Source organism: Flagellimonas oceanensis, from assembly GCF_003992595.1.
Taxonomy (GTDB): Bacteria; Bacteroidota; Bacteroidia; order Flavobacteriales; family Flavobacteriaceae; genus Flagellimonas; species Flagellimonas oceanensis.
Genome location: NZ_RZNA01000049.1, coordinates 21,311 through 45,083 on the forward strand (window position 1 = coordinate 21,311; position 23,773 = coordinate 45,083).

Here is a 23,773-nt window from a genome sequence, read left to right on the forward strand (position 1 = left end):
ACATGAATGCATAGCAGCACCTTTACAAATAAACTCCTTCTTTTATTGCATCACTTTATTGGATAAAACCCAAGATCATATTTTTCGCTGAAACCCTGAAAGAGAATCAGAATTTGGTATTTTCAATATATAGTTTGTGCTTAATCCTTATCTTCGAGAAGTCTGTTTATACTATAAATTTAGCACGCAGATTAATTTTCAAAGACAATCGCTAACCATTACAAGATTTCAGAATTGTATTGTGGAGGAAACCCATCAAAAATACCTACAAACCTACCTTCAGCAATTTTCATATTTGTCTCCCAAAGAATTGGAGTTGCTCCGCTCACAACTGAGCTTCAACGAGTACAAGTCAAAGGATTTCTTTTTTAAGAATGGCGAAATCCAAAAAAAAATGGGCTATGTCTGCAAAGGATTATTGAGACGATATTACATCAACGAGAAAGGAAAATCCATAACCACCGGCTTTGTAAAAGAAAATGAATACGCCACCGACTACCCTGCCTTTATTCAACAACGTCCCAGTAAATACTATATGGAATGCTTGGAGCCGAGCACAATAATTGAACTTTCTTATGATGACATACAAGAAGGGTACAAAAACTTCAAGAACAACGAAAAATACGGCAGACTTATCGCCGAAAAAGTATTGACCATACAGACCGACCGGGTAGAAAGCTTTCTGTTTGAAACCGCCGAAGAACGTTACCTGAATTTTGTAAAGGACAACCCTAATTTGATCAATCGGATAAGTCTGACCCATCTATCTTCGCTTCTGGGCATAGAGCGCCAATCTTTGAGTAGAATACGGAGTAAGATTGCCAAAAAATAAGTTTGTCACATATGTGTCAGGTAGCACCCAAAATTCAGTTGCATCTTTGTTTCAACAAACAAAACAATATAATGATGCCTAGAAACCTATCTAACACATTAACTATATTCTTTTTCCTTTTGGTGTCCATATCCGCTTTCGGTCAAAAAAAGACCGAAGGCATCCATATGGATATTCAACAACGCACCAATGAAATATTTGACAGTTTAGTTACCATACGAAGGGATTTTCATATGTACCCCGAAGTAGGGGGGAACGAAAAACGAACATCAGAAAAAATTGCAGCTTACTTGTCCCGCCTCGGATTGGAAGTAAAAACGGGGATTGGCGGTTATGGTGTGGTCGGAATCCTAAAAGGTGCAAAACCCGGTAAAAAGATAGCCTGGAGAGCCGATATTGACGCCATGCCATACAAAGCTCCCGATATGGTGGACTTTGCATCGAAAAATGAAGGAGTACGGCACATTTGTGGCCACGACCTACATGCAGCTGTGGCATTGGGAATAGCCAATGTGCTGGTCGAACAGAAGGAAAACCTGACAGGGACCATATACTTCGTGTTTCAGCCATCGGAAGAAAATATTAAAGGGGCTTTGGCCATGATTGATGATGGCTTGTTCGATATGATTGAACCTGAGGAAATGTATGCCATGCATGTTACGCCTTTTCCAGCTGGGACCATTGCCACCAAACCAGAAGAAATGTTTTCGGACTATAAAAAAGTGGACCTTGTTTTTAAAAATAAAACGAATAGTGATGCTTTGTTCGAATTTGGAAAGCAAGCTATTTTATCTCTTGAAAATGTTGCACCCGAGAGCAAGTTTTGGAACATGCAGAATATGGGGGACCCACAAATAGGCATTACACATCCAAAGTCCATTTACAAGGATTTTACTACGGTGGACAAAAACAATTTTACCTTCAAAGAAACACCTCAAGGGTTGAAAATAAGCGGATATCTTAGTTTTAGTGACAAACAACAACGGGATGCGGCGATACCATTACTCAAGAAATTTATATCAAATTCCGAGCACTCCAATGAGTTTTTAGGGGCAGAGTTGGTAAATGTTTTTCCGACTTTGGACAACAACGAGCGATTGGTCAATGAAAGCTTGGAACAATTATCCAGTATTTATGGCAATGACAGGGTACTCCGCATGTACGGTGTGGTTGCAGATGGGCGTAGCGATGATTTTGCATTTTTTCAGCCCAAAGTACCGAGCGTTTACTTTTTTATGGGCGGGTCCAATTATGAAAAAGGTATCATAGCCCAGACCCACTCGCCTATCTTTAATGTGGATGAAAGTTCCATCAAGACAGGGGTTAATCTTTTTGCATCGCTTATAGTGGAGCGCCTAAATGACTAGTAGTTTACTGCTATTTTGGGTTCCAATCAACTAATTTAATTGTGGACTAGCCTTCTTTTTAATAGATTTATTGCATCAACCATTAGCTATGAAAAAGATTGCACTTACCCTGATTGCCATTGTTTTGGCAGGATTCAGTTCATTTGGACAAAGTTCTAACTTCATTGGGACCTTTATTAACGGTTCCAACAGTATTTCCATTCAATTTAAGCGTGTGGGCGATGAGTATCACGGTATGCTGGCAGCTGTTGGCACAAGTTTTGCCATTAGGGCCACAGGGTCTTTCAATAGTATATCAGGTGAGATCTACGGATTGGATGGCCCCGTGGATTTTGAAGCCACTTTGGACGGTACCAATATGAGTGTCCGTGCCACAGGGTACAATGAGCCATTTTACAAGTATTCTGATTTACATAACCTAGGTAATTTTGACCTGACTCCTTACATGAAAAACAACAGCGGCATCGCTGGCACTAATACCAACACTCAAAGAACCGTTACTACACCACCCCAGAATAACAATACAAGTGAATATCCTGAATTGAACAATCAAGGTTTGTTGAATATTATCGCAGGGAGTCAATTGGTTTTTTATCAGCGTACTTCGTATGTAAATGATAGTATGGCAAGCTCCATAACTTACGTGAATTTCTGTGCCAATGGAACCTTTACCATGAATACGGATGGCTCATTCAGTGTTGAGGGAAATTATGGTGGAAATGCACAAGGCGCTTCCAATGGCAATAATTCAGGGACTTGGCAATTGGTTTCTTACCAGGGGCAGCCCGCTGTCTATTTACAATATTACAATGGGGATACCAGCTTGAATCCATTTAACGAGAACGAAGTCCGCCAAGGGAGATGGCGTCGTGGCAATACCCAATACGCATTGCAGCGGAACAAAGTCCGCTGCAATTAAATTTTTCAAGATATAATAGGCTTCTTATTCGCCCATTGCTGCAGCTACGGCAGCTGAAAGTCTTTTGTAAGTTCCGTTTTGTAAACGTTCCCTAATAGCAGAAAAGGCATCTAGCGTTTCCTCGATATCCTTCAAGGTGTGAGTGGCTGTTGGAATCAAACGAAGTAGAATCAATCCTTTTGGAATTACCGGATACACCACAATGGAACAGAAAATTCCATGGTTCTCACGAAGGTCTTTTACCAGCGCCATCGCTTCCGGAATACTACCGTTCAAATAAACGGGGGTCACACAACTTGTGGTCGTTCCTATATCAAACCCTCTTTCCTTCAATCCATTTTGAAGTGCATTCACGTTTTCCCACAACTTGGCTTTGAGCTCGGGCATGGTACGCAACATATCCAGTCTTTTCAATGCTCCTTTCACATATACCATCGGCAATGATTTAGCGAACATCTGAGAACGAAGATTATATTTTAAGTACTCAATGATTTCTTTATCTGCAGCAACAAATGCCCCGATACCTGCCATGGACTTGGCAAAAGTGGCCAAATACACATCAATTTCATCCTGTACGCCTTGCTCCTCTCCTGCTCCAGCACCAGTTTTACCAAGGGTTCCAAATCCGTGAGCATCATCGACCAACAGTCTGAATTGAAACTTTTTCTTAAGGTCCACGATTTCTTTCAGGATACCTTGCTCACCACGCATACCAAAAACCCCTTCGGATATTACTAAGATTCCTCCTCCGGTTTCATTGGCCAATTTAGTGGCACGCTCCAAGTTTTTCTCTAAACTTTCTGGGTCGTTATGCTTAAAGGTAAAACGCTTGCCCATATGCAAACGTACACCATCGATAATACAAGCGTGGCAATCCACATCGTATACAATAATATCGTCCTTGGCCACCAAAGCATCAATTACAGACATAAAGCCTTGGTAACCGAAATTCAATAGGTAAGCGGCATCTTTGTGAACGAATTCTGCCAATTCGTTTTGTAATTGTTCGTGGTAATCGGTGTGCCCGCTCATCATTCGGGCACCCATTGGGTAAGCTGCACCATGTTCCAATGCGGCTTCCCCATCCACTTTTTTGATTTCAGGTAGGTTGGCGAGACCCAGATAGTCATTGATACTCCACGTTATTACGTCCTTTCCTTGAAACTTCATTCTGTTGGAAATAGGTCCTTCCAATTTTGGAAAAACAAAATAGCCTTCTGCTTGCGAAGCCCATTTTCCTAAAGGTCCTTTGTTCTCAATGATTCTATCGAATAAATCTCTCATCTACCTTAATATTGATTCAAATGCAAAAGTATATATTTTTATGAACCTCGCATAACGAAATGTTCATATATAAAAAAACGGCAATGAAATTTCATCGCCGTTCTTGAGGTATTGTAAGGTACTGGTTTTATTTAATGTACTTGATTTCTTCTGGTACTTCAGCATCTTGAATATCGAAAAACCCTTGATTTTCCATCCATTCGTTGCTGTAGACCTTGCTCATGTACCTTGAACCATGGTCTGGGAATACCACAACAACATTACTATCCTCTGTGAATTCTCCTTCTGTGTTCAATTGGTACAATGCCTGAGTTGCGGCACCACTTGTGTAACCTGCAAAAATACCTTCGGTATGGGCTAATTTACGGGCCATATGGGCACTTTCGCCATCAGTTACCTTCACATATCTATCAATGGCATTGAAATCCGTTGCAGCAGGTATCAAGTTTTTGCCCAATCCTTCAATTCGGTATGGATACACTTCATTGTGATCAAACTCTCCGGTTTCGTGATATTTTTTCAATACGGAACCATACGCATCAACACCCAAAACTTTAATTTTCGGGTTCTGCTCTTTCAAATAACGAGCAATTCCTGAAATAGTCCCTCCTGTTCCACTACAGGCTACCAAATGGGTAATCTGACCATTGGTCTGTTCCCAAATTTCTGGTCCAGTACTGGAATAGTGCGCATCAATGTTCAACTCGTTAAAATATTGATTGATGTATATGGAATTAGGCGTTTCGCTATGCAAACGCTTTGCCACTTCGTAGTAAGAACGTGGATCATCCGCACTGACATGGGCTGGACAAACATAAACGTTTGCTCCCATGGAACGCAACATATCAATCTTGTCTGGGGATGATTTTGAACTTACGGCCAAAATACATTTGTATCCCTTAACAATACTCACCATGGCAATACTAAAGCCTGTGTTGCCCGATGTGGTCTCAATAATGGTGCTACCCGGCTTAAGAATACCTTTACGCTCGGCTTCTTCAATAATATGAATCGCAATTCTATCTTTTGAAGAATGTCCAGGATTAAAGCATTCCAGTTTAGCATAGAAATTTCCAGTAAGTGGGGCGGTAATTCTGTTTAGCTTAACTAAGGGGGTACTTCCAATTAGGTCTAGGATATTGCTGTACGCATTTATCTGTTTCTTCATAACTGGTATTAGGTAGGGAACAATTCTTAAAACAATAAGAAATTTGTTCCGTGCAAATGTAACATTTTATTTTTAAAGCGCTTTTCCTTCGAGGTCCAAAATAAAGGCATATTCCTTTGCGGTTTCCTTCAACGCTTCAAATCTGCCCGATGCTCCTCCATGTCCAGCATCCATATTGGTATCCAAAAACAAGAGGTTGTCATTGGTTTTGTACTCGCGTAACTTGGCCACCCACTTGGCTGGCTCCCAATATTGCACTTGGGAATCATGTAGGCCTGTGGACACATACATATGCGGATACGCCTTGGCCTCTACATTATCGTAAGGGGAATAGGATTTAATGTAATCGTAATATTCCTTTTCGTTCGGATTGCCCCATTCGTCATATTCCCCTGTGGTCAATGGAATGGTATCATCCAGCATGGTAGTGACCACATCCACAAAAGGCACGGCCGCAATCACGCCATGATATAACTCCGGCTCAATATTAATAATGGCCCCCATCAACAGTCCGCCAGCGGAGCCACCCATGGCATATAAATGTTCTGAACTCGTGTAATTGCTATCTATCAGGTATTTGGAAACATCGACAAAATCGGTGAAAGTGTTTTTCTTATGCAACAATTTACCATCTTCATACCAAGGTCTACCCAAATACTCACCACCTCGAACGTGCGCAATGGCATAAATAAACCCTCTATCCAACAAACTCAATCGAATCGATGAAAAATAAGGGTCAATCGTAGCACCATACGACCCATAACCATACTGCAACAACGGACTGGTGCCATCCAGTGGTGTATCCTTGTGATAAATAATCGAGATAGGCACTTTTTTTCCATCCCTCGCTGTTGCCCACAAGCGTTCGGTTTTATAGTTGTCCTTATCGAACTTACCACCCAAAACCTCTTGTTGCTTCATTACCGTTTTGGTTTGGGTTTCCATATCAAAATCGATAATGGCATACGGTTCCCCCATCTCGTTGTAATAGTAACGAAGGACTTTGGTATCAAAATCCAAGTTAACGGAGGGCCCAGCAACGTAGGTCTCACTATCAAAAGGCAGATAATAACTGTCGGAACCGTCCCATTTGGCTATTTTCATTTGGTTGAGGCCATTGTTACGCTCGGTTACCACATAATAATCCCTGAAAATCTCAACATCCTCCAACAAAACATCCTCTTGGTGTGGTATAAATTCTTTCCAATGCTGTGATGATGTATTGTTTTCGCCAGTTTTCATCAACTTAAAGTTGGTGGCGCCATCTTTATTGGTCAGCACATAAAAGTCGTCCTCAAAATGGGAAATGGAATATTCCACCCCTTTTTCCCGTGGGGAGAACACCTTGAATTCTCCTTCGGCATCATCTGCGTCCAAAATTCGATATTCAGATGTAAGCGTACTACTGGAGCCGATTACAATATATTTTCTGGATTTGGTCTTATAGACAAAAGTATTGTAGGTGGAATCCTTTTCATGGAAAACCAGTTCGTCCTCATCGGATGAGGTACCCAACACGTGCTTGAAAATCCTATCCGAACGTAGCGTGACAGGGTCCTTTTTTGTGTAGAAAAGCGTTTTATTATCGTTGGCCCAAACGGAGCTTCCCGTGGTGTTTTCGATGATGTCCGGGTAAATCTCTCCAGATTTGAGGTTCTTTACCTGAATATTGTACTGTCTTCTAGAAATAGTATCCGTTCCAAAGGAGGCCATGGTATTGTCCGGGCTAATGGAAACACCTCTTAAGTTGAAAAATTCGTGTCCTTCGGCCATTTGATTGCAATCGAACAACAATTCCTCCTCCGCATTCAAGCTTTCTTTTTTACGGGAATAAATAGGATACTCCTTACCCTCCTCATATCGGGTAATATACCAGTATCCATCCAATTTATAGGGGACCGAAGAATCATCTTCTTTGATTCTACCTTTCATTTCCTTGAAAAGTTCCTCTTGGAATTTCTCGGTGTGAGCGGTCATTTTATGGAAGTACTCGTTCTCAGCGTTCAAATAGTCGAGCACCTGCTGGTCTTCCCTATTGTTCATCCAATAATAGTCATCGATTCTTACATCGCCATGTTTTTCAAGTTGCGTTGGATGCTTAGGGGCCACAGGAGGAGTTATGTTCATGGATTCTTCTTTGTTGTTTTTGCAAGCGGTCGCAAAAATAAGGCATAAAACCAGAACAGAAATTCTTGAATTCGTTTGTTTCATTGGAAAGTGTTTTAGCCAATTTACTACTTTTGACCTTAGGTTTGATAAATATTAATGCATTGCTTGTTTGGACGATTGTCCGACAAGCCTAAAAATTTGAAGATATGTTCGGAGATCTAATGGGAATGATGGGTAAAATTAAAGAAACCCAAAAGAAAGTTGAAGAAACCAAGGAGCGATTGAACACTGTGATGATTGATGAAGAATCCTCCGATGGACTCCTTAAAGTCACCTTAACGGCCAATCGTGAAATAAAATCCATCGCTATTGATGATTCCCTGCTGGAAGACAAAGAGCAATTGGAAGATTATTTGGTACTCACGTTGAACAAAGCCATAGAGAAGGCCAGCAAAGTAAACGAAGCGGAATTGGCAGCTGTAGCAAAAGAAGGCATGCCAAACATTCCTGGCATGGATGCTTTTATGAAGTAGTATGTAAGGTCGAGCGCGGTCGAGACCTTTTTAGACTTCTCGACTACGCTCGAAGTGACGAATTACCCTAAAGTTTTCAAAACTTTTAGGAAATGCTGATGCATGGTATCGGTATAGTCTAAATGGGTAACAATTCTGAGTTTACCTTGTCCCATTCCGATGATGGATACTTGATTTTTGTTCAATTGATCCAAAAATGCTTCGGAAGACATTTTATCCTCATTTATTTCAAATATGATGATGTTTGTTTCGATAGGTTCCACTTTTTTGATGAAATCCAACGATTCAAGCACCCCTCCTATTTCCGCTGCTTTTTTATGGTCTTCTGCCAGTCGGTCAATATTGTTGTCCAAAGCATAAATGCCCGCCGCAGCCAAATAACCTGACTGACGCATTCCTCCACCAAACACTTTGCGAATCCGCAAGGCTTTGTCTATATCGGCTTTGCTTCCCACCAAAACAGAACCTACGGGGCAGCCCATACCCTTGCTCAAACATACGCTTATCGTATCGAACAACTTGCCATAAGCTTTTGGGTCCTCACCTTTTTTCACTAAAGCGTTCCACAATCGGGCGCCATCCAAATGGTATTTTAAATTGTGCTTATCACATACCTTTCGGATTTTCTTCAATTCTTCAAAATCCCAACAAGCACCACCGCCTTTGTTCGTCGTATTTTCTATGCAGACCAATGTGGTCAGAGGACTGTGAGAAAAATCGGGTGGATTTATGGAGGCTTCTACCTGTTCGGCGGTCATCATACCGCGATGACCATCTACCAATCGGCACGAAACCCCACTGTTGAAGCTTACTCCTCCTCCTTCATAATTGTAAACGTGAGCGTATTTGTCACATATCAATTGGTCCCCGGGTTGGGTATGAATTTTAATGGCCGTTTGGTTGGTCATGGTGCCACTCGGGAAAAACAGGGCGGCTTCCATACCAAAATACTCGGCAACTTTGGCTTCCAATTCATTTACCGTAGGGTCGTTTTTAAATACATCATCACCTACTTTCGCATTCATCATAGCCTCCAACATTCCCGCTGAAGGTCTAGTGACCGTGTCACTTATCAAGTTTATCTCCATATAATTATTTAGTCCATGCAGTCCATTCCAATAGGCGAACCGTCAGGGATTTTTTCAACAGGTATCAATTTAAATTCTGAAGGCTCTTTCATGAATGCATCAATTCTTTTTACCATTTCCGCAGCAATGGCATTCTTACCATTGCTTAAGAGTTGTGTTTTCAGATTGTTCAACGCTTCATTGGCAATGGCATTTACTTGTGGATGCACATCATCATGCGCAGCAAGGTTCATGAAATGATAAAGTACCCTAAAGTTGATGGTATTCTGTACTTCTGCCTCGTAATCATCACGGTGTGATACATCAAAAGTAGCCTTGATGGTCTCATCCAGTACTTCTGTTAAGCCCATTTGTCCTTTATCCAAGCTTTTTTGCTGAATCAACCGGGAAGCACGTTGCGGATGGAGCAACAGTCCCAATGTCATATCCGCAGCCGTTTCCGGAATGGAGAGTGCATCAAAACTCACTCCTGTTCGTCCCTTGAACGATTCCCTTGAACGTCCAAATCCAATAGCTCTTGGTGGAAAAAGGTTCAATTTATCCTTGGGAACGGCAATCACTTCGGCATTCAATGTTTGTAGAATGGACTCCAATGCTGCTTCCTGAACCGCTTCATTTATAGGTTTGACGGGAGTTTGACCTCCATCTTTAACGGCATAATTGTAATCCAGGCCTCCGATGACCTTGGAAACTGCTTCAGTTTGATATCTATGGAAGAAATATAGCGGCACAAACACATCTTCCAAAACGGAATAGGCTTCGCCTGTTTTAATATTGTCTATGGAAAAGTTTTCGATGGCCTTTTTTCGGATTTCCAACATCGCATCCAATTCTTGGCTGGCACTTTTACCATTATCCCACAAGTGGGCCAATGCATGCGCTCCTCCCGAAGGACGAGCATCTTGGTCAGAAATATATCTCAATCCATCATCTTGTGCTTTTTCTAAAATGGCATTCAATGCAGCCTCTTCATCAGTGCCGCTTGGAAAATCTGAGTAGGCATAGGTCACAATTACCTTATCCCACTCGCCTATTCCTGTATCGTACGCATTGTCAAAAGTGATTTTCCCTCCTTCCAACTCAAATTGTGGATGTGGGTAGTCCATCACAGAAGCCCTATTGTTGGTACTAGCTGCAAAGTTGTGGGCAAAACCGAGCGTATGCCCTATTTCGTGTGCTGAAAGTTGACGAATTCGTGCCAAGGCCAACTCCAACATCAGTTCATAATTATCATCGCGTTCGGCAAAAGGTTGATTCATCAAGGCTTGAGCAATCATAAAATCCTGACGAATTCGTAAACTTCCCAAACTTACGTGCCCTTTCAAAATCTCTCCTGTTCTTGGGTCGGAAACACTGCTTCCATAACTCCAGCCACGCGTGGAACGGTGTACCCACTGCACCACATTGTAACGAATGTCAAGTGGGTCGGCATCATCGGGCAGCATTTTCATTTGAAAGGCATTCTTGTAACCCGCAGCTTCAAACGCTTGGTTCCACCATTTACCACCGTCCAACAGAGCAGAACGGATAGGTTCCGGGGTTCCGTTGTCCAAATAATACACAATGGGCTCAACGGCTTCGCTTACTTCCGCAGTAGGGTCTTTCTTTTGTAAACGGTGTCTTCTAATGAATCTTTTTACCAATGATTCCTGTACGGGCGTGGCATAATCATAATAAGAAAAGGGATATCCTCCGCTACGGGGATCAAACGCTCTTTTTTCGTAGTCATCATCGGGAAGTGCTATGAGTGAGTGGTGCTGAGCTACGGTTACCAAACTGGGCGTTGGTGTCACAGAACGAATCCAAGCACCTTGTGGCTCTCCTTTGAAGGTCAACGTAACATCGAACTCCACATTTTTGGGAAATGCCTTGGTGCGATCGAAGGCCCATGCACTTTTCGATTTATCCAGACTATACGAGCCTTGCTTGGCCCTTTTTAACCGATTCGAAACACCGTGGGCATCCCGCATAAGAAAATCAGTGAAATCTATCAAGTAGCTACCTTTGGACTCTTCCACAATCTCAAAACCTTCCAGAATGGATTTGGCAAAAGCCTGCTCCACAGATTTACGTTCCAATTCATTTTCCGTAATGGCCCGATATTGTAAGTTTGGCTGCACCAAAAGCAGTTTTTTACCGGCTTTTTTAAAGAAAACAACCTGTTCGTTGCCCAATTGGCCACGGTCGAGACCAATATCATTACTTCCCACGCCACTGCTCAGTGCATAGACATATAAAAATTCCTTTTCCAGGTCATCTACTTGCAGATAGATTTTGTCCGTGGAATCATCATAGAAAAAATCGAAATAGCCAGAAAACTTTTGGAAATCCTTGGCCTTTTCAAAAGTTTGAGCGCCTATCGAGGTGCAAACAAAATAAAATAAAGCGATGAGGGTAGTCGTGTTCTTCATAATCCGGTTGAAATGTTGCTTTAAAATTATGGAAATCCTTTTAAATAAACCTTCAATAACTTCCCTACTTAACAAAACCACAATTTCATAAAATTCGAAGCTTATTTTTAAATATTCCTTTTTTCTACATATTGATTTTTGAATAATGTTAACCCATATAGCCAAATGAATCACCTATCTTAAAAGAAAAACTATATGGGCACTACCGAGGACAAATCCATCTTTTCCAGCTACATAAAAAAAGATGGCCTGTTTGATGAAGTTTTCGATAAAAATGGGGATGTCAAATCCGTTTACCAGAAGCTTTTGGACTTGTATGGCACACGAACCATTGATGATTATGTCAACTTGAACAACAAAGCTAAATCATCTTTTTTCAATCAGGGAATTACTTTTCAGGTATATGGTGATAAGCAAAGTCAGGAAAAGATTTTTCCGTTTGACCTTTTTCCCAGAATCATCTCTACGGATGAATGGGAAATCATAGAAAAAGGTGCCATCCAACGTAACATTGCCCTCAATCATTTTTTATGGGATGTATACCACGACAAAAAAATTGTCAAAGACAAAGTGGTGCCCATAGAGCTTTTGAGTTCATCTCCCAACTATTTGCACCAAATGATGGGGGTTGACCCACCCAATCAAATTTACAACCACATCTCTGGAACGGACATCATTAAACATTCGGATGGCAATTATTATGTGTTGGAAGATAATATCCGTTGCCCCTCGGGCGTGAGCTATGTTATCTGTAACCGTACTGCGTTAAAGAGAGCTTTGTTCGGGGTGTTTAACCATTACAAAACACATTCGGTAACCAATTACGCCGAAAACCTCCTGCATCTATTGGAAACTGCAAAACCTCATGGAGTTGATGCACCAGTAACCGTTGTAATTACCCCAGGTATGTTCAACTCGGCTTATTATGAACATTCCTATCTGGCCAAGGCCATGGGCGTGGAATTGGTGGAAGGGCGCGACCTTTTTGTGGAAAACGATTTTGTCTACATGAAGACTACACAAGGTCCTGTTCGTGTGGATGTCGTATACCGAAGAATTGACGATCTTTTCCTAGACCCCATGGAATTCAGTCCCGATTCTGCTTTGGGGGTGCCCGGCATTTTCGCTGCGTATCGTAAAGGCAATGTTACCCTTGCAAACGCTCCAGGAACCGGTGTTGCAGACGATAAGGCCATTTACACCTATATGCCAGACATCATAAAATATTATTTGGACGAAGAGCCCATTCTTAAAAACGTCCATACTTATCATTGTAGTCGTCCGAAGGAACTGCAGTATGTATTGGATAATATCAAGGACTTGGTCATAAAACCTGTGGACGAGGCTGGCGGATACGGTATTTCCATAGGAAACCGACTGACCAAGGATGAAATTGAACGGGTAAAGTCTGAGGTTAAGGCCAATCCACGTAAATATGTGGCACAGCCCATTATGTCGCTTTCTGTCCACCCCACTTATATAGATCAGAAAGAATCCTTTGAACAACGTCATGTGGATTTAAGAACCTTTACCGTGCTTGGCAAAGACGAACAATTTGTATTAAAAGGAGGGCTTACCCGCGTAGCCCTCAAAGAAGGAAATTTAATCGTGAATTCCTCCCAAGGAGGCGGTTCCAAAGATACGTGGGTCCTAAAACAATAACTATATGCTTTCAAGAGTAGCCAACAACCTATTTTGGATGGGTAGATATATTGAACGTGCAGAACATATTGCCCGTTTTATGAATGTGAATTACTTTGCTTCGTTGGATGCCCCTAATCAACTTTCCCAGTCAAGGAATTTTGTTTTGCAGTCCATGTTGTTCATGGTCGGAGACCCTGTTTCGGACATCGATAAGGAATTGAACGAGGAAGAAGTACTATATGATTTGGGACTGAATCCAGAAAAACCCTATTCCATTATCAGTAGCATAAAAGTGGCGCGTGAAAACGCCAATAGTTCCCGTGATTTGATATCCACTGAGCTTTACGAAAGTTTGAACAAGTTCTATCACTTTGTGATGAACTATCCCACGGAGACCTATAAAAAAACCAACCTTTATGACTTTACCGTCAATATAACCGAAATTACTGCGGTGCTGCGGGGTAAAATCCGAGGTACGCTATTGCATGATGAAGTCTATGCCATCATTATGATGGGCGTAAACATTGAAAGGGCCATTCAGATTACTCGAATCATCAACACAAAATACAACGATGCCCTCATGGCCAAAGGAAGCTATAAAGATCCTATTGGCAACAGTTATGAATGGACCACCTTATTAAAATGCGCAGAATCTTATGATATGATGCGCAGATTGTACAAAAAAACACCTAATGGCACCTCTACCTTAGAGTTCTTGTTGTTGAATGGTAAATGTCCAAGATCGTTCATGAACTGTATCAACCAAGTGCACAAGCATATTTTGGAAATCGACAAAAAGGTAGAATACTCCCAAAGTTCCACGGCATTTTTAGTGGGGAAAGTAAAGGCAGAATTTCAGTTTAAACAGGTAGACGAAGTTTTGGAGGATATCCAAGGAAACCTGAATATGATCCTTAATAAAATGTTCAAAATTAGCGAGAGTATGGAGAAAGAATTCTTTAACTACTGATACTTTTTTGAGTAACTTGGCCGGATTGAAAATCACTCGAATGCTGTATGAATATGAAATAGATTATGATACTCGAAACTCCTATGAAATGGGGCTTAACGAGGCCTTTTGGCAGTTTTTGGTCATCCCGGAAGAGAACGATACACAAGAGCTTACCTATTGGCATTTTGAAAACGACCTTGACGAGAAAAACAGCGTTTCCGAAAACGGACTGGGGTTTAAAACCGTACAGGTACGTTCCAAAAAGGAATTGGACCATATCAAATTCAATGCACATTTTAAGCTTATCAAAAAAGAAATAAACCCGTTCGATTTTGATTTGCCTTTGGACATAAATGAAGAGCGAAAACTAGTGGACAGCTTGGATTTCAGGGTAGATTATGAACCCTATCTCAGAAAGACGAAATTCACACAACTGCTCGAAGAACACAAGTCCATCTACGCCTTTGATCCCAAAAAGTCAATTTTTGAAAACTTGACAGAGCTCAATCACTGGGCGTATGGACATCTGTACTTTAAAACTGGGGTTACCGATGTCAACACTTCGCTGGATGAAATCATTGAAAACCGACACGGGGTCTGTCAGGATTTCACACATTTATTCTGTGCCATAGCCAAACACCATGGGGTTCCAGCAAGATATGTCTCTGGATATTTACATCAAGGACATGGTTTTTTTGGAGATTCGCAAATGCATGCTTGGGCGGAGGCATTTGTACCCAATGTGGGTTGGATTGGATTTGACCCCACCAACAACGTCTTGGCCAATCATAATCACATAAAAGTCTGTCACGGAAAGGACTATATCGATTGTGCCCCATTGAAAGGAGTCGTTTATACCTTGGGCAAAAACGAAACTGAATATACCGTACAGGTAAAAGCTTCACAACAACAGTAAAATACCTAAGGTATTCTGCAGAAAGAAACTTATTTTTACCCAAAATACATTACATGATAACTACAGATCAGCAAAAAGATCTTATTGAGCGCCTTGGTGCGTTAAGGAGGTATCTTTGACATTGATGCCAAACTTATTGAAATAGAGAACGAGGAAGAGAAAACCCTTGCTCCCGGTTTTTGGGACAATCCGCAAGAAGCCCAAAAGCAAATGCAATCCATCAAATCCAAAAAGAATTGGGTAGAAGATTTTGAGGAAGCCAAAACATTGATTGGCGACCTTGAGGTACTTATGGAGTTTCAGCAAGCAGGTGAGGTATCGGAAGAGGAAGTCACTAAGCAGTTTGACAAGGCCCAAACAGCCATTGAAAAATTGGAGTTCCGCAACATGCTTTCAGATGAAGGGGATGAACTCACTGCCGTGCTTCAAATTACGGCTGGTGCCGGTGGCACAGAATCGTGTGATTGGGCGTCCATGCTAATGCGAATGTATATGATGTGGGCCGAGAAAAACGGTTACAAAATAAAGGAACTCAATTACCAAGAAGGTGATGTGGCCGGAATTAAGACTGTAACCCTAGAAATCGAAGGCGAATATGCTTTTGGATGGCTCAAGGGTGAAAACGGGGTGCATCGTTTAGTCCGCATCTCCCCTTTTGATAGTAATGCCAAAAGACATACATCCTTTGCCTCGGTCTATGTGTATCCATTAGTGGACGACAGTATCGAAATTGAGGTAAATCCGTCGGATATTGAAATAACCACAGCGCGATCCAGTGGTGCTGGAGGACAAAATGTGAACAAGGTGGAAACCAAGGTTCAACTGGTGCACAAACCCACAGGAATTCAAATATCCTGTTCCGATTCTCGCTCTCAACACGACAACAGGGCCACGGCCATGAAAATGTTGAAGTCACAGCTGTACGAAATAGAACTTCGCAAAAAGCAGGAGGCACGTGCCGAAATAGAATCTTCCAAAATGAAGATTGAATGGGGATCTCAAATACGCAACTACGTGATGCATCCATATAAATTGGTGAAAGATGTGCGTACAGGGGAAGAGACAGGAAACGTGGACGCCGTTATGGATGGCGATCTGGATGCATTTTTAAAAGCCTATCTAATGATGATGGGCCAAAAAGAAGAACAAGACTAAAAGCATAGGTCATGATCAAAATATACCATAATCCAAGATGCCGAAAATCGAGGGAAGGATTGGCCATCTTGGAAAAATCAGGAAAAGAATTCGAAGTTGTAAAATATTTGGATGATGTTCCCAGCAAAGAGGAATTGAAAACCTTGATTGAATATCTGGGTATCTCCCCTATTGATTTGGTAAGAAAAACAGAAGCCATTTGGAAAGAAAAATTCAAGGGCAAAACCTTGACCGATGATGAGGTGATCACTGCTATGGCCGAGAACCCAAAATTGATAGAGCGTCCTATCGTTGTGAATGGTAAAAAAGCAGTTGTGGGAAGACCTCCTGAGAACATAGCCAACTTGCTATGATTCTGATATCCAACTACATTTAACACCCGATAGGTGCTTAAATTAATCCTAAATAGTATCTTTAGCCCATGAAAAGTAAGCAAACCTTATTCTATATAACTCTTTTTATTGGAGTATTGTTCATTAATGATATTTCAGCACAATACGGTTATGGTTCTCCTTATGGATATGGATCACGCAGCATGTATGGTAGACGAAGTGCTATTCCACAAGCAGGACCTACGGAAAACACTAAAGAAGAAACTCCGCCTACCGCCGAAGAAATTGTGGATGAGCAAATGCCTTCCATTACCGAAGCAATAGGTCTAGACCCATTTGAGCAAGCTGTGGTTCGTACTTCATTGGTCCAATCTGTACAGCAGCGTATAGAACTTCAGATTTTGGAGTTGGAACCTCTTAAAATAAAGGAGGAAGTTGAGAAGATCAAACGGCGCCAAGATGCTGAATTAAAGGCTGGTCTGCCCGAAGACAAGTACGAAGCCTTTATGGAGCTTCAAGAAAATCATTTCAAGGCGAAAAAAAAGAAAAAGAAGAAGAAAAAGAAGAAGAACAAGGATTAACACTTCTTTAAGGTCATTCGCAGGTTCATTTACGTTGTTGAGGGATTTATATTTCGTGCCCTCCTTTTTTACTTCAATTTTTGCAGCGTAAAAATCAAACTATGTACAGGATAATTATCCCGTTGCTGCTATTGACCTTATCAACATTCCAAGGCTTAGCGCAACAAAACCAAAAACCCATTACTATTTCAGGAAAAGTGGTTGATTCAGAAACCGGTCAACCTCTGGAATACGCAACCTTCGTTTTGCAAAAAGCAGACAGCCCTGATCAGGTAACAGGAGGAATCACAGACCTCGATGGAAATTTTGAAATCGAGACCGACCCTGGAACTTACAACATCAGCGTCGAATTTATTTCTTACAAAACATATTCACGAAAAGGGCAAACCTACAATGCTGACACCAATTTAGGATCTATTTCCATGTCCCCCGACGTTGCACAACTAGCAGAAGTTGAAGTTGTCGGAGAAAAAACCACTGTTGAGGTTCGTTTGGACAAAAAAGTATACAATATAGGTAAAGATATTACCACCAGTGGAGGCAACGTAAGTGACGCCTTGAGCAATATTCCTTCTGTCGCAGTTGACGTGGAAGGAGCCATCAGCTTAAGGGGAAATGACAACGTTCGTATCCTTATCAACGGTAAACCTTCCGCTTTGGCAGGGTTTGGTTCTACTGACGTACTACAACAACTACCTGCCGATGCCATTGAAAAGGTAGAGGTAATTACCAGTCCTTCTGCCCGCTATGATGCCGAAGGTACGGCAGGTATCCTTAACATTATCCTGAAGAAGGAGAAAACATTGGGTATCAACGGGTCCGTCAATCTTACGGGCGGTATACCTTTCAATGCAAGGGCAACGACCAACTTCAATATAAGAACAGAGAAGTTCAACATTTTCAACACGCTTGGATATTACCATAGGGAATCCCCTGGAGGCGGTTACAATGACAACACCTATCAGTCCGAACAAAGTGAATTCGATAGAATCCTTGAAGACAGGGATATCAGTAGAAATGATGATGGGTTCAACGTGAACATTGGTATGGAGTATTTCATTACCGAAAAATCATCTGTTACAGGTAGTTTTTTCTATAGATGGTCTGATGAAAATGACATCAACGAGAATGACAACCAACGTTTTGCTGATGGCAGCATCAATAGTAGAACCATAAGGATAGAAGATCAGGCAGAGAAAGACAATAGCCGCCAGTTCTCTTTGAACTATACCAACAATATTGATGACGATGGTCAAAAATTGACGGCTGATCTACAATACTCTTACGATAATGAAGATGGTCTTACGGCCATTCGTGAAGACCGTACCATTCCAAGTGATAGTTTGATCGCTTTGGAAAATATTTACGAAAAGCAAAAGCAGGACGATATCTTGGCTCAAATCGATTATGTGTTGCCTATGGGCGATGCGCAATTTGAAGCGGGTTACCGAGGTACCTTTGAAAAAGAAGTGAACGATTACCAGTTGGACACTATCAATCAAGGCACAGGGAATTTTGTTACCAACGAAGATTTAACCAATATATTCACGTACCACGAAAATGTAAATGCACTTTACACCCAATATGGGAACAAATACGGTAAATTTTCCGTACTGCTCGGTTTGCGTTTGGAAAACACCGAAATGCGAGGCGAAGTGGACGCAACGATAGATAGTCAGGCCCTAGAAGAGCTTGTAGGAGAAGATGTAGATCTAAACTTTGACAAGAACTATTTAGGGCTTTTTCCTACTGTGAACTTTGTTTATGAAATTTCTAAAACACAGAATATTTCACTTGGTTACAACAGAAGGATCAACAGACCCAGAGGTTGGTTCATCAACCCTTTTCCATCTAGATCCAGTAGGACCAACGTTTTTCAAGGAAATCCGGATTTGGACCCAGCCTTTGCCAATGCATTTGATCTTGGATACATGAAGCGATGGAAAAAATTGACGTTCACATCTTCCGTATATTATCAGCGTGAAACACAATCTTTTGAGTTCATTACTGAAAATACCGGTCAATTTACTTCTGATGGTATCCAGATTATCCGAAGGGTTCCCATCAACCTATCCACCAACGAGCGCATCGGTGCCGAAGCGGGTGTAATGTACAATCCTGCCAAATGGTGGAGATTGAACGGTAGTTTCAACTTCTTTACCTTCTCTTCTGATGGAGAGTTCAATGGTGTTGATTATGGAACCACCAACTCAAGCTATTTTGCACGTTTGAGCTCAAAGTTTACCTTACCAGGAAAAATAGAGCTTCAGGCCAATTCCTTTTACATGGGACCTAGACAGAATGCCCAAACGGAATCTGACGCAATGTTCTCTATGAACTTGGCTTTGAGCAAGGATTTGTTTGATGATAAGGCCACACTCTCATTGAATGCCAGTGACCTGTTCAACTCCAGAAAACGTAGATCATTTACCCAGACACCTACGTTCACATCGGACAGTGAATTCCAGTGGAGACAAAGACAAGTGAATCTATCTTTCATCTATAGATTCAACCAGCCCAAAGAGCAACGCCAAAGAGGAAGACAGGACGGCGGCCCTGGCGATGACGAGGGAGAGGGACAATTCCAAGATTAAAAGGAGTTATACTTTAAAACATAAATAGAAAAGCAGCCGATATGGCTGCTTTTTTTATGCTCAATGAAATTTGAAAATCGTGAGTTCCGAGCAAAAAAAATTAGTCCTCAAATCCATGAGAACTAATTTTATGAAATAGGTTAAAATAAAAAAGAAGCCAAATTGGCTTCTTTTCGTATATCTTATTCTTCTAGTTGGGCACGCTTGGCCTCTTTTCTTTCTTTAAACATTTCCCTAAGGTTGCCAATCAACCAGTAAGGTACTACAAAGGTCAATAGGAATATCATCAACCAAAAACCGATTGTCAAAATTGTTAGAAAAGCTAAAAAACCTAAATATTGGTCAAATTCGAACATCTTTACTCCTTTTGTTTTAACAAAGATACTTTCTTCTTATCAAAAAAAACAAATAGATGGGCAAAAAAAAGTGTATTTATCTCGATGAACTACCAAATAAATGCCCTATATCCTACCTTTGTAGGACAAAATTTTAAACTATGAGTTTCAGGATTGAAAAAGATACCATGGGCGAGGTAAAGGTACCCGCCGATAAATATTGGGGCGCCCAAACCGAACGTTCCCGAAACAACTTTAAAATTGGTGCTCCCGCATCCATGCCCTTGGATGTGGTGTACGGATTTGCTTATTTAAAAAAGGCTGCGGCCTACACCAATCACGAATTGGGAGTGCTCAGTCAAGAAAAAAGAGACCTTATTGCACAGGTTTGTGATGAAATACTGGATGGCAAGCACGATGACCAGTTTCCCTTGGTCATTTGGCAAACTGGCTCCGGTACGCAGAGCAACATGAACGTGAACGAGGTAATCGCCAATCGTGCCCACGAAATCGCTGGCAAAAAAATTGGAGAGGGTGAAAAAACCATTCAGCCCAATGATGACGTGAACAAGAGTCAATCTTCCAATGATACCTTCCCGACAGGAATGCACATTGCAGCTTACAAAAAAATAGTGGAAGTAACCATTCCTGGCGTAGAACAACTACGGGACACATTGCAGAAGAAATCCGAAGAGTTCAAGGATGTGGTAAAGATTGGTAGAACCCACTTGATGGACGCCACTCCCCTAACCTTGGGTCAAGAATTCTCAGGCTACGTTTCCCAATTGAACCATGGATTGAAAGCGCTGAAAAACACATTGCCTCACTTGAGCGAACTTGCTTTGGGCGGAACAGCTGTAGGTACCGGTTTGAATACACCGAAAGGATATGATGTACTTGTCGCCAAGTACATTGCCGAATTTACTGGAAAACCTTTCGTGACCGCTGAGAATAAGTTTGAAGCTTTGGCGGCCCACGATGCCATTGTGGAAAGTCATGGTGCTTTGAAACAGTTGGCCGTTTCCCTGAACAAAATTGCCAATGATATCCGTATGATGGCTTCTGGACCACGTTCTGGAATTGGGGAAATCATTATCCCTGCCAACGAACCTGGAAGTTCCATTATGCCCGGTAAAGTGAACCCTACCCAATGTGAGGCCATGACCATGGTCTGTGCCCAGGTAATGGGCAACGACGTGGCCATTGGTGTTGGAGGCACGCAGGGTCATTACGAACTCAATGTATTTAAACCTGTTATGGCAGCCAATATTTTGCAATCTGCCCAATTGATCGGAGATGCTTGTGTAAGTTTTGATGTGAACTGTGCTTCTGGCATTGAGCCCAATCACGATACCATTAAAACGCTATTGAACAACTCCTTAATGTTGGTAACGGCATTGAACACCAAAATTGGTTATTACAAGGCTGCAGAGATTGCCAATACAGCACACAAAAACGGTACTACACTTAGAGAAGAGGCCGTTAATCTAGGATATGTAACCCCCGAAGAATATGACGAGTGGGTAAAACCTGAAGATATGGTGGGCAGTTTAAAATAAGCTTCCAGAGATTGAAGCATAAAAAATGCCCGTCCAAAATTGGACGGGCATTTTTATTATAGTGATAGTGTGTGTTTATTACTTCAATTCGAAGCTGGAAGTACCCAACAATTTCAATTTGTTGTCATAAACGTTCACCATGTAGTTTCCATCTTGGAAATCTCCACTTGGCTTGTTTATGTAGTCACATACATCCAAAGCATCGTTTTCGTAGTAGAAGTTGGTACCTTTACTATAAGTAAGAGAGCTTCCTTCCTCGGTGGTTTTTGTCAAACCTTCTCCCAATACGTTACCTTGTGGTCCAAGAACTTCGATAAAGAATTCTCTGTCACCAGCTTCAGCGATTACGTTATCGGCAATGGTAAAACAAACTTTGAATTTATCAGTAGCTCTGGCTCTTCTTGTAGAAACCAATTTACCACTGTTTCTTTCTTTAATAGCATCAACACTGATTGTGCTTAGGTTAAGCGCAGAACCTTTTTCAACGGCATCAGCCAATTGAGTGTTCTGGATGATCAAAGAATCGTTGAATACGGTTTGTTGTTCCAACTCAGCAAAAGTACTGTCTCTCTGCATGGCCAACAAGCTGTTGGATTGCGTCAAGGAATCCACTTGCTTCAATAGTTCTTCTCTTTCAGCTTTAAGAACGCTTACTTGTCTTCTGTAACGTGAAAGTGTTGCGATATCGGCTTTCATACTGCTTACAGAATCAATGTATTTTGCGATGTTATCTCTGGCAGCAACCAACTCTTCGTTTGTGGCGTTGCTTTCCAAAATAGCTTTGTCGTATTCAGACTTCAAGTTGTTCAAATCCTCTACAACCAATTCTTTCTCTTGAGTAAGAGCTTCGGTTGTTTGTTTTTTATCTTGATAAAGACTCACAGTGTAAATAATGGTTCCCAAAAGAACTACACCCAACAGACCTGCAATTACTTTCAATCCGTTATTGTTATTTTTTGTTTCAGTCATAACTTTTTGTTTTAATTGATTCTCGTTTAAGGTTTTTAATCAATCGTGTTTGGTTTATATACGCATCGGATTTGCATTTGGATTATTTGGGTGGAAATAATTTTCACAAAAAATTACAATTCTGCTCATTATCCCTTATTTTTAAAAGGATTTAAAAAAAGAAGACACCATGAAAAAAAATATACTTTTAACTGCTAGTGCTTTACTGATTCTACTGGTTTCATGTAAAGAAAAAGAAAAGAAGCAAGAGGAAACTGCGCAGGTTGAGACTCAAATTGAAGAAGTAGAGGCTCCTTCCCCTGCAGAAATAACCCCTATAGAACATGCCACCGCTGTAATTGAATGGGATGATAACACCATATATATAGATCCCGTTGGTGGAAAAGCAGCTTTTGAAGGTCAACCCTCACCGGATATGATTTTCATTACCGATATACACGGCGACCATTTCAATCCCGAAACGTTGAATGAATTGGATTTGGAAGGTGTTGAAATTATTGCTCCGGATGCGGTCAAATCACAAATGGATGAAGCCTTATCCTCCAAAACCACCATCATGAACAATGGAGAGACCAAAGAAATATCCGGTTTCTCGGTAAAAGCCATTCCTATGTACAACCTACGGGAAGAAGCCAAAGACTTCCATGTAAAAGGCAGAGGAAATGGATATGTGTTTACCTTTGGTAATGAACGCATTTATTTTTCAGGAGATACAGAGGATATTCCCGAAATGCGTGCTTTGGAAGATATTGACAAGGCCTTTGTCTGTATGAACCTACCTTATACCATGACTGTTGAAAGTGCGGCCGATGCGGTGTTGGAATTCAAGCCTAAACAAGTATACCCTTATCATTTTAGAGGACGCCCTGATGTCAGTGATGTTGAAAAATTCAAAAGCATTGTGAACGAAGGAGATTCCGATATAGAAGTGGTACAATTGGACTGGTATCCCAACGAAGATTACTAGTCCTATATAATATTAACGGGTTTTCATCGTTAGAACAACTAACTTAGTAACCAAATCA

Annotated in this window: 19 protein-coding genes; 13 read left to right on the forward strand and 6 right to left on the reverse strand. The window is 41.3% G+C overall.

Features of this window, described 5'->3' with window-relative positions; all coding sequences use genetic code 11:
• Nucleotides 1-241 precede the first annotated feature (241 nt).
• The 3 genes from EO132_RS15960 to EO132_RS15970 all read left to right on the forward strand — a co-directional run bounded on the left by EO132_RS15960 (nt 242) and on the right by EO132_RS15970 (nt 3,118).
• Nucleotides 242-832: a Crp/Fnr family transcriptional regulator gene (locus EO132_RS15960; RefSeq protein ID WP_127138816.1), complete on the forward strand. Its 591-nt coding sequence runs from the start codon at nt 242-244 to the stop codon at nt 830-832.
• 71 nt (nt 833-903) lie between these two features.
• Entirely contained in the window at nt 904-2,199 is a 1,296-nt protein-coding gene (locus EO132_RS15965) for a M20 metallopeptidase family protein (protein ID WP_127138817.1), read from the forward strand.
• 88 nt (nt 2,200-2,287) lie between these two features.
• Nucleotides 2,288-3,118, forward strand: coding sequence for a hypothetical protein (locus EO132_RS15970; protein ID WP_127138818.1), 831 nt, complete (start codon nt 2,288-2,290; stop codon nt 3,116-3,118).
• 24 nt (nt 3,119-3,142) lie between these two features.
• Here the strand turns inward: EO132_RS15970 and EO132_RS15975 are convergent, their stop codons facing one another.
• The 3 genes from EO132_RS15975 to EO132_RS15985 form a co-directional block, all read right to left on the reverse strand.
• A complete protein-coding gene (locus tag EO132_RS15975) occupies nt 3,143-4,402 on the reverse strand; it encodes a cysteate-C-fatty acyltransferase (protein ID WP_127138819.1) in 1,260 nt (419 codons plus the stop codon).
• Nucleotides 4,403-4,529: 127 nt separating this feature from the next.
• A complete protein-coding gene (locus EO132_RS15980) occupies nt 4,530-5,570 on the reverse strand; it encodes a cysteate synthase (protein WP_127138820.1) in 1,041 nt (346 codons plus the stop codon).
• Between the two features lie 72 nt (nt 5,571-5,642).
• Complete coding sequence (locus tag EO132_RS15985; RefSeq protein WP_127138821.1) at nt 5,643-7,781, reverse strand: S9 family peptidase; 2,139 nt, start codon at nt 7,779-7,781, stop codon at nt 5,643-5,645.
• 104 nt (nt 7,782-7,885) lie between these two features.
• Here EO132_RS15985 and EO132_RS15990 point away from each other — a divergent pair, with 104 nt between their 5' ends.
• Complete coding sequence (locus EO132_RS15990; protein ID WP_127138822.1) at nt 7,886-8,212, forward strand: YbaB/EbfC family nucleoid-associated protein; 327 nt, start codon at nt 7,886-7,888, stop codon at nt 8,210-8,212.
• Between the two features lie 62 nt (nt 8,213-8,274).
• Here the strand turns inward: EO132_RS15990 and EO132_RS15995 are convergent, their stop codons facing one another.
• Together EO132_RS15995 and EO132_RS16000 are read right to left on the reverse strand one after the other, a co-directional pair.
• Nucleotides 8,275-9,300: a threonine aldolase family protein gene (locus EO132_RS15995; RefSeq protein WP_127138823.1), complete on the reverse strand. Its 1,026-nt coding sequence runs from the start codon at nt 9,298-9,300 to the stop codon at nt 8,275-8,277.
• 8 nt (nt 9,301-9,308) lie between these two features.
• Nucleotides 9,309-11,711, reverse strand: a complete 2,403-nt coding sequence (locus EO132_RS16000) for a zinc-dependent metalloprotease (RefSeq protein ID WP_127138824.1) — start codon at nt 11,709-11,711, stop codon at nt 9,309-9,311.
• A 195-nt stretch (nt 11,712-11,906) separates the two neighbouring features.
• Between EO132_RS16000 and EO132_RS16005 the strand changes: the two genes are divergently transcribed.
• The 8 genes from EO132_RS16005 (at nt 11,907) to fumC (ending at nt 21,779) form a co-directional block, all read left to right on the forward strand.
• Nucleotides 11,907-13,373, forward strand: a complete 1,467-nt coding sequence (locus EO132_RS16005; RefSeq protein WP_127138825.1) for a circularly permuted type 2 ATP-grasp protein — start codon at nt 11,907-11,909, stop codon at nt 13,371-13,373.
• A 4-nt stretch (nt 13,374-13,377) separates the two neighbouring features.
• Complete coding sequence (locus EO132_RS16010) at nt 13,378-14,325, forward strand: alpha-E domain-containing protein (RefSeq protein ID WP_127138826.1); 948 nt, start codon at nt 13,378-13,380, stop codon at nt 14,323-14,325.
• A gap of 40 nt (nt 14,326-14,365) precedes the next feature.
• Nucleotides 14,366-15,223: a transglutaminase-like domain-containing protein gene (locus EO132_RS16015; protein ID WP_127138827.1), complete on the forward strand. Its 858-nt coding sequence runs from the start codon at nt 14,366-14,368 to the stop codon at nt 15,221-15,223.
• 53 nt (nt 15,224-15,276) lie between these two features.
• Nucleotides 15,277-16,378 (forward strand): peptide chain release factor 2 gene (gene prfB, locus EO132_RS16020; protein ID WP_127138828.1). Its coding sequence is split into 2 segments (ribosomal slippage): nt 15,277-15,339 and nt 15,341-16,378, totalling 1,101 coding nucleotides; the frame shifts between segments, so codons are not numbered across the junction.
• Between the two features lie 11 nt (nt 16,379-16,389).
• Nucleotides 16,390-16,731, forward strand: a complete 342-nt coding sequence (gene arsC / locus EO132_RS16025) for an arsenate reductase (glutaredoxin) (RefSeq protein ID WP_127138829.1) — start codon at nt 16,390-16,392, stop codon at nt 16,729-16,731.
• A 68-nt stretch (nt 16,732-16,799) separates the two neighbouring features.
• On the forward strand, nt 16,800-17,291 hold the full coding sequence (locus EO132_RS16030; protein WP_127138830.1) for a hypothetical protein: 492 nt from the start codon (nt 16,800-16,802) through the stop codon (nt 17,289-17,291).
• 101 nt (nt 17,292-17,392) lie between these two features.
• The gene (locus EO132_RS16035; protein WP_127138831.1) at nt 17,393-19,885 is read left to right on the forward strand and encodes a TonB-dependent receptor; all 2,493 of its coding nucleotides are present in this window, start codon (nt 17,393-17,395) and stop codon (nt 19,883-19,885) included.
• Nucleotides 19,886-20,381: 496 nt separating this feature from the next.
• Nucleotides 20,382-21,779, forward strand: a complete 1,398-nt coding sequence (fumC, locus tag EO132_RS16040; RefSeq protein ID WP_127138832.1) for a class II fumarate hydratase — start codon at nt 20,382-20,384, stop codon at nt 21,777-21,779.
• A 78-nt stretch (nt 21,780-21,857) separates the two neighbouring features.
• Here the strand turns inward: fumC and EO132_RS16045 are convergent, their stop codons facing one another.
• Nucleotides 21,858-22,748, reverse strand: coding sequence for a hypothetical protein (locus EO132_RS16045; RefSeq protein WP_127138833.1), 891 nt, complete (start codon nt 22,746-22,748; stop codon nt 21,858-21,860).
• Nucleotides 22,749-22,917: 169 nt separating this feature from the next.
• Between EO132_RS16045 and EO132_RS16050 the strand changes: the two genes are divergently transcribed.
• Entirely contained in the window at nt 22,918-23,715 is a 798-nt protein-coding gene (locus EO132_RS16050) for an MBL fold metallo-hydrolase (protein ID WP_127138834.1), read from the forward strand.
• Nucleotides 23,716-23,773: the final 58 nt, after the last annotated feature.

Excerpts from the sequence above, each read along its gene's own strand:
- EO132_RS15980 (WP_127138820.1), bottom strand. The coding sequence starts at position 5,570 with ATGAAGAAACAGATAAATGCGTACAGCAATATCCTAGACCTAATTGGA.
- EO132_RS15965 (WP_127138817.1), top strand. The coding sequence starts at position 904 with ATGATGCCTAGAAACCTATCTAACACATTAACTATATTCTTTTTCCTT.
- fumC (WP_127138832.1), top strand. The coding sequence starts at position 20,382 with ATGAGTTTCAGGATTGAAAAAGATACCATGGGCGAGGTAAAGGTACCC.
- EO132_RS15975 (WP_127138819.1), bottom strand. The coding sequence starts at position 4,402 with ATGAGAGATTTATTCGATAGAATCATTGAGAACAAAGGACCTTTAGGA.
- EO132_RS15985 (WP_127138821.1), bottom strand. The coding sequence starts at position 7,781 with ATGAAACAAACGAATTCAAGAATTTCTGTTCTGGTTTTATGCCTTATT.
- EO132_RS16000 (WP_127138824.1), bottom strand. The coding sequence starts at position 11,711 with ATGAAGAACACGACTACCCTCATCGCTTTATTTTATTTTGTTTGCACC.
- EO132_RS15970 (WP_127138818.1), top strand. The coding sequence starts at position 2,288 with ATGAAAAAGATTGCACTTACCCTGATTGCCATTGTTTTGGCAGGATTC.
- EO132_RS15990 (WP_127138822.1), top strand. The coding sequence starts at position 7,886 with ATGTTCGGAGATCTAATGGGAATGATGGGTAAAATTAAAGAAACCCAA.
- arsC (WP_127138829.1), top strand. The coding sequence starts at position 16,390 with ATGATCAAAATATACCATAATCCAAGATGCCGAAAATCGAGGGAAGGA.
- EO132_RS16005 (WP_127138825.1), top strand. The coding sequence starts at position 11,907 with ATGGGCACTACCGAGGACAAATCCATCTTTTCCAGCTACATAAAAAAA.
- EO132_RS16045 (WP_127138833.1), bottom strand. The coding sequence starts at position 22,748 with ATGACTGAAACAAAAAATAACAATAACGGATTGAAAGTAATTGCAGGT.
- EO132_RS16015 (WP_127138827.1), top strand. The coding sequence starts at position 14,366 with ATGCTGTATGAATATGAAATAGATTATGATACTCGAAACTCCTATGAA.
- EO132_RS15995 (WP_127138823.1), bottom strand. The coding sequence starts at position 9,300 with ATGGAGATAAACTTGATAAGTGACACGGTCACTAGACCTTCAGCGGGA.
- EO132_RS16010 (WP_127138826.1), top strand. The coding sequence starts at position 13,378 with ATGCTTTCAAGAGTAGCCAACAACCTATTTTGGATGGGTAGATATATT.
- EO132_RS16030 (WP_127138830.1), top strand. The coding sequence starts at position 16,800 with ATGAAAAGTAAGCAAACCTTATTCTATATAACTCTTTTTATTGGAGTA.
- EO132_RS16035 (WP_127138831.1), top strand. The coding sequence starts at position 17,393 with ATGTACAGGATAATTATCCCGTTGCTGCTATTGACCTTATCAACATTC.
- EO132_RS16050 (WP_127138834.1), top strand. The coding sequence starts at position 22,918 with ATGAAAAAAAATATACTTTTAACTGCTAGTGCTTTACTGATTCTACTG.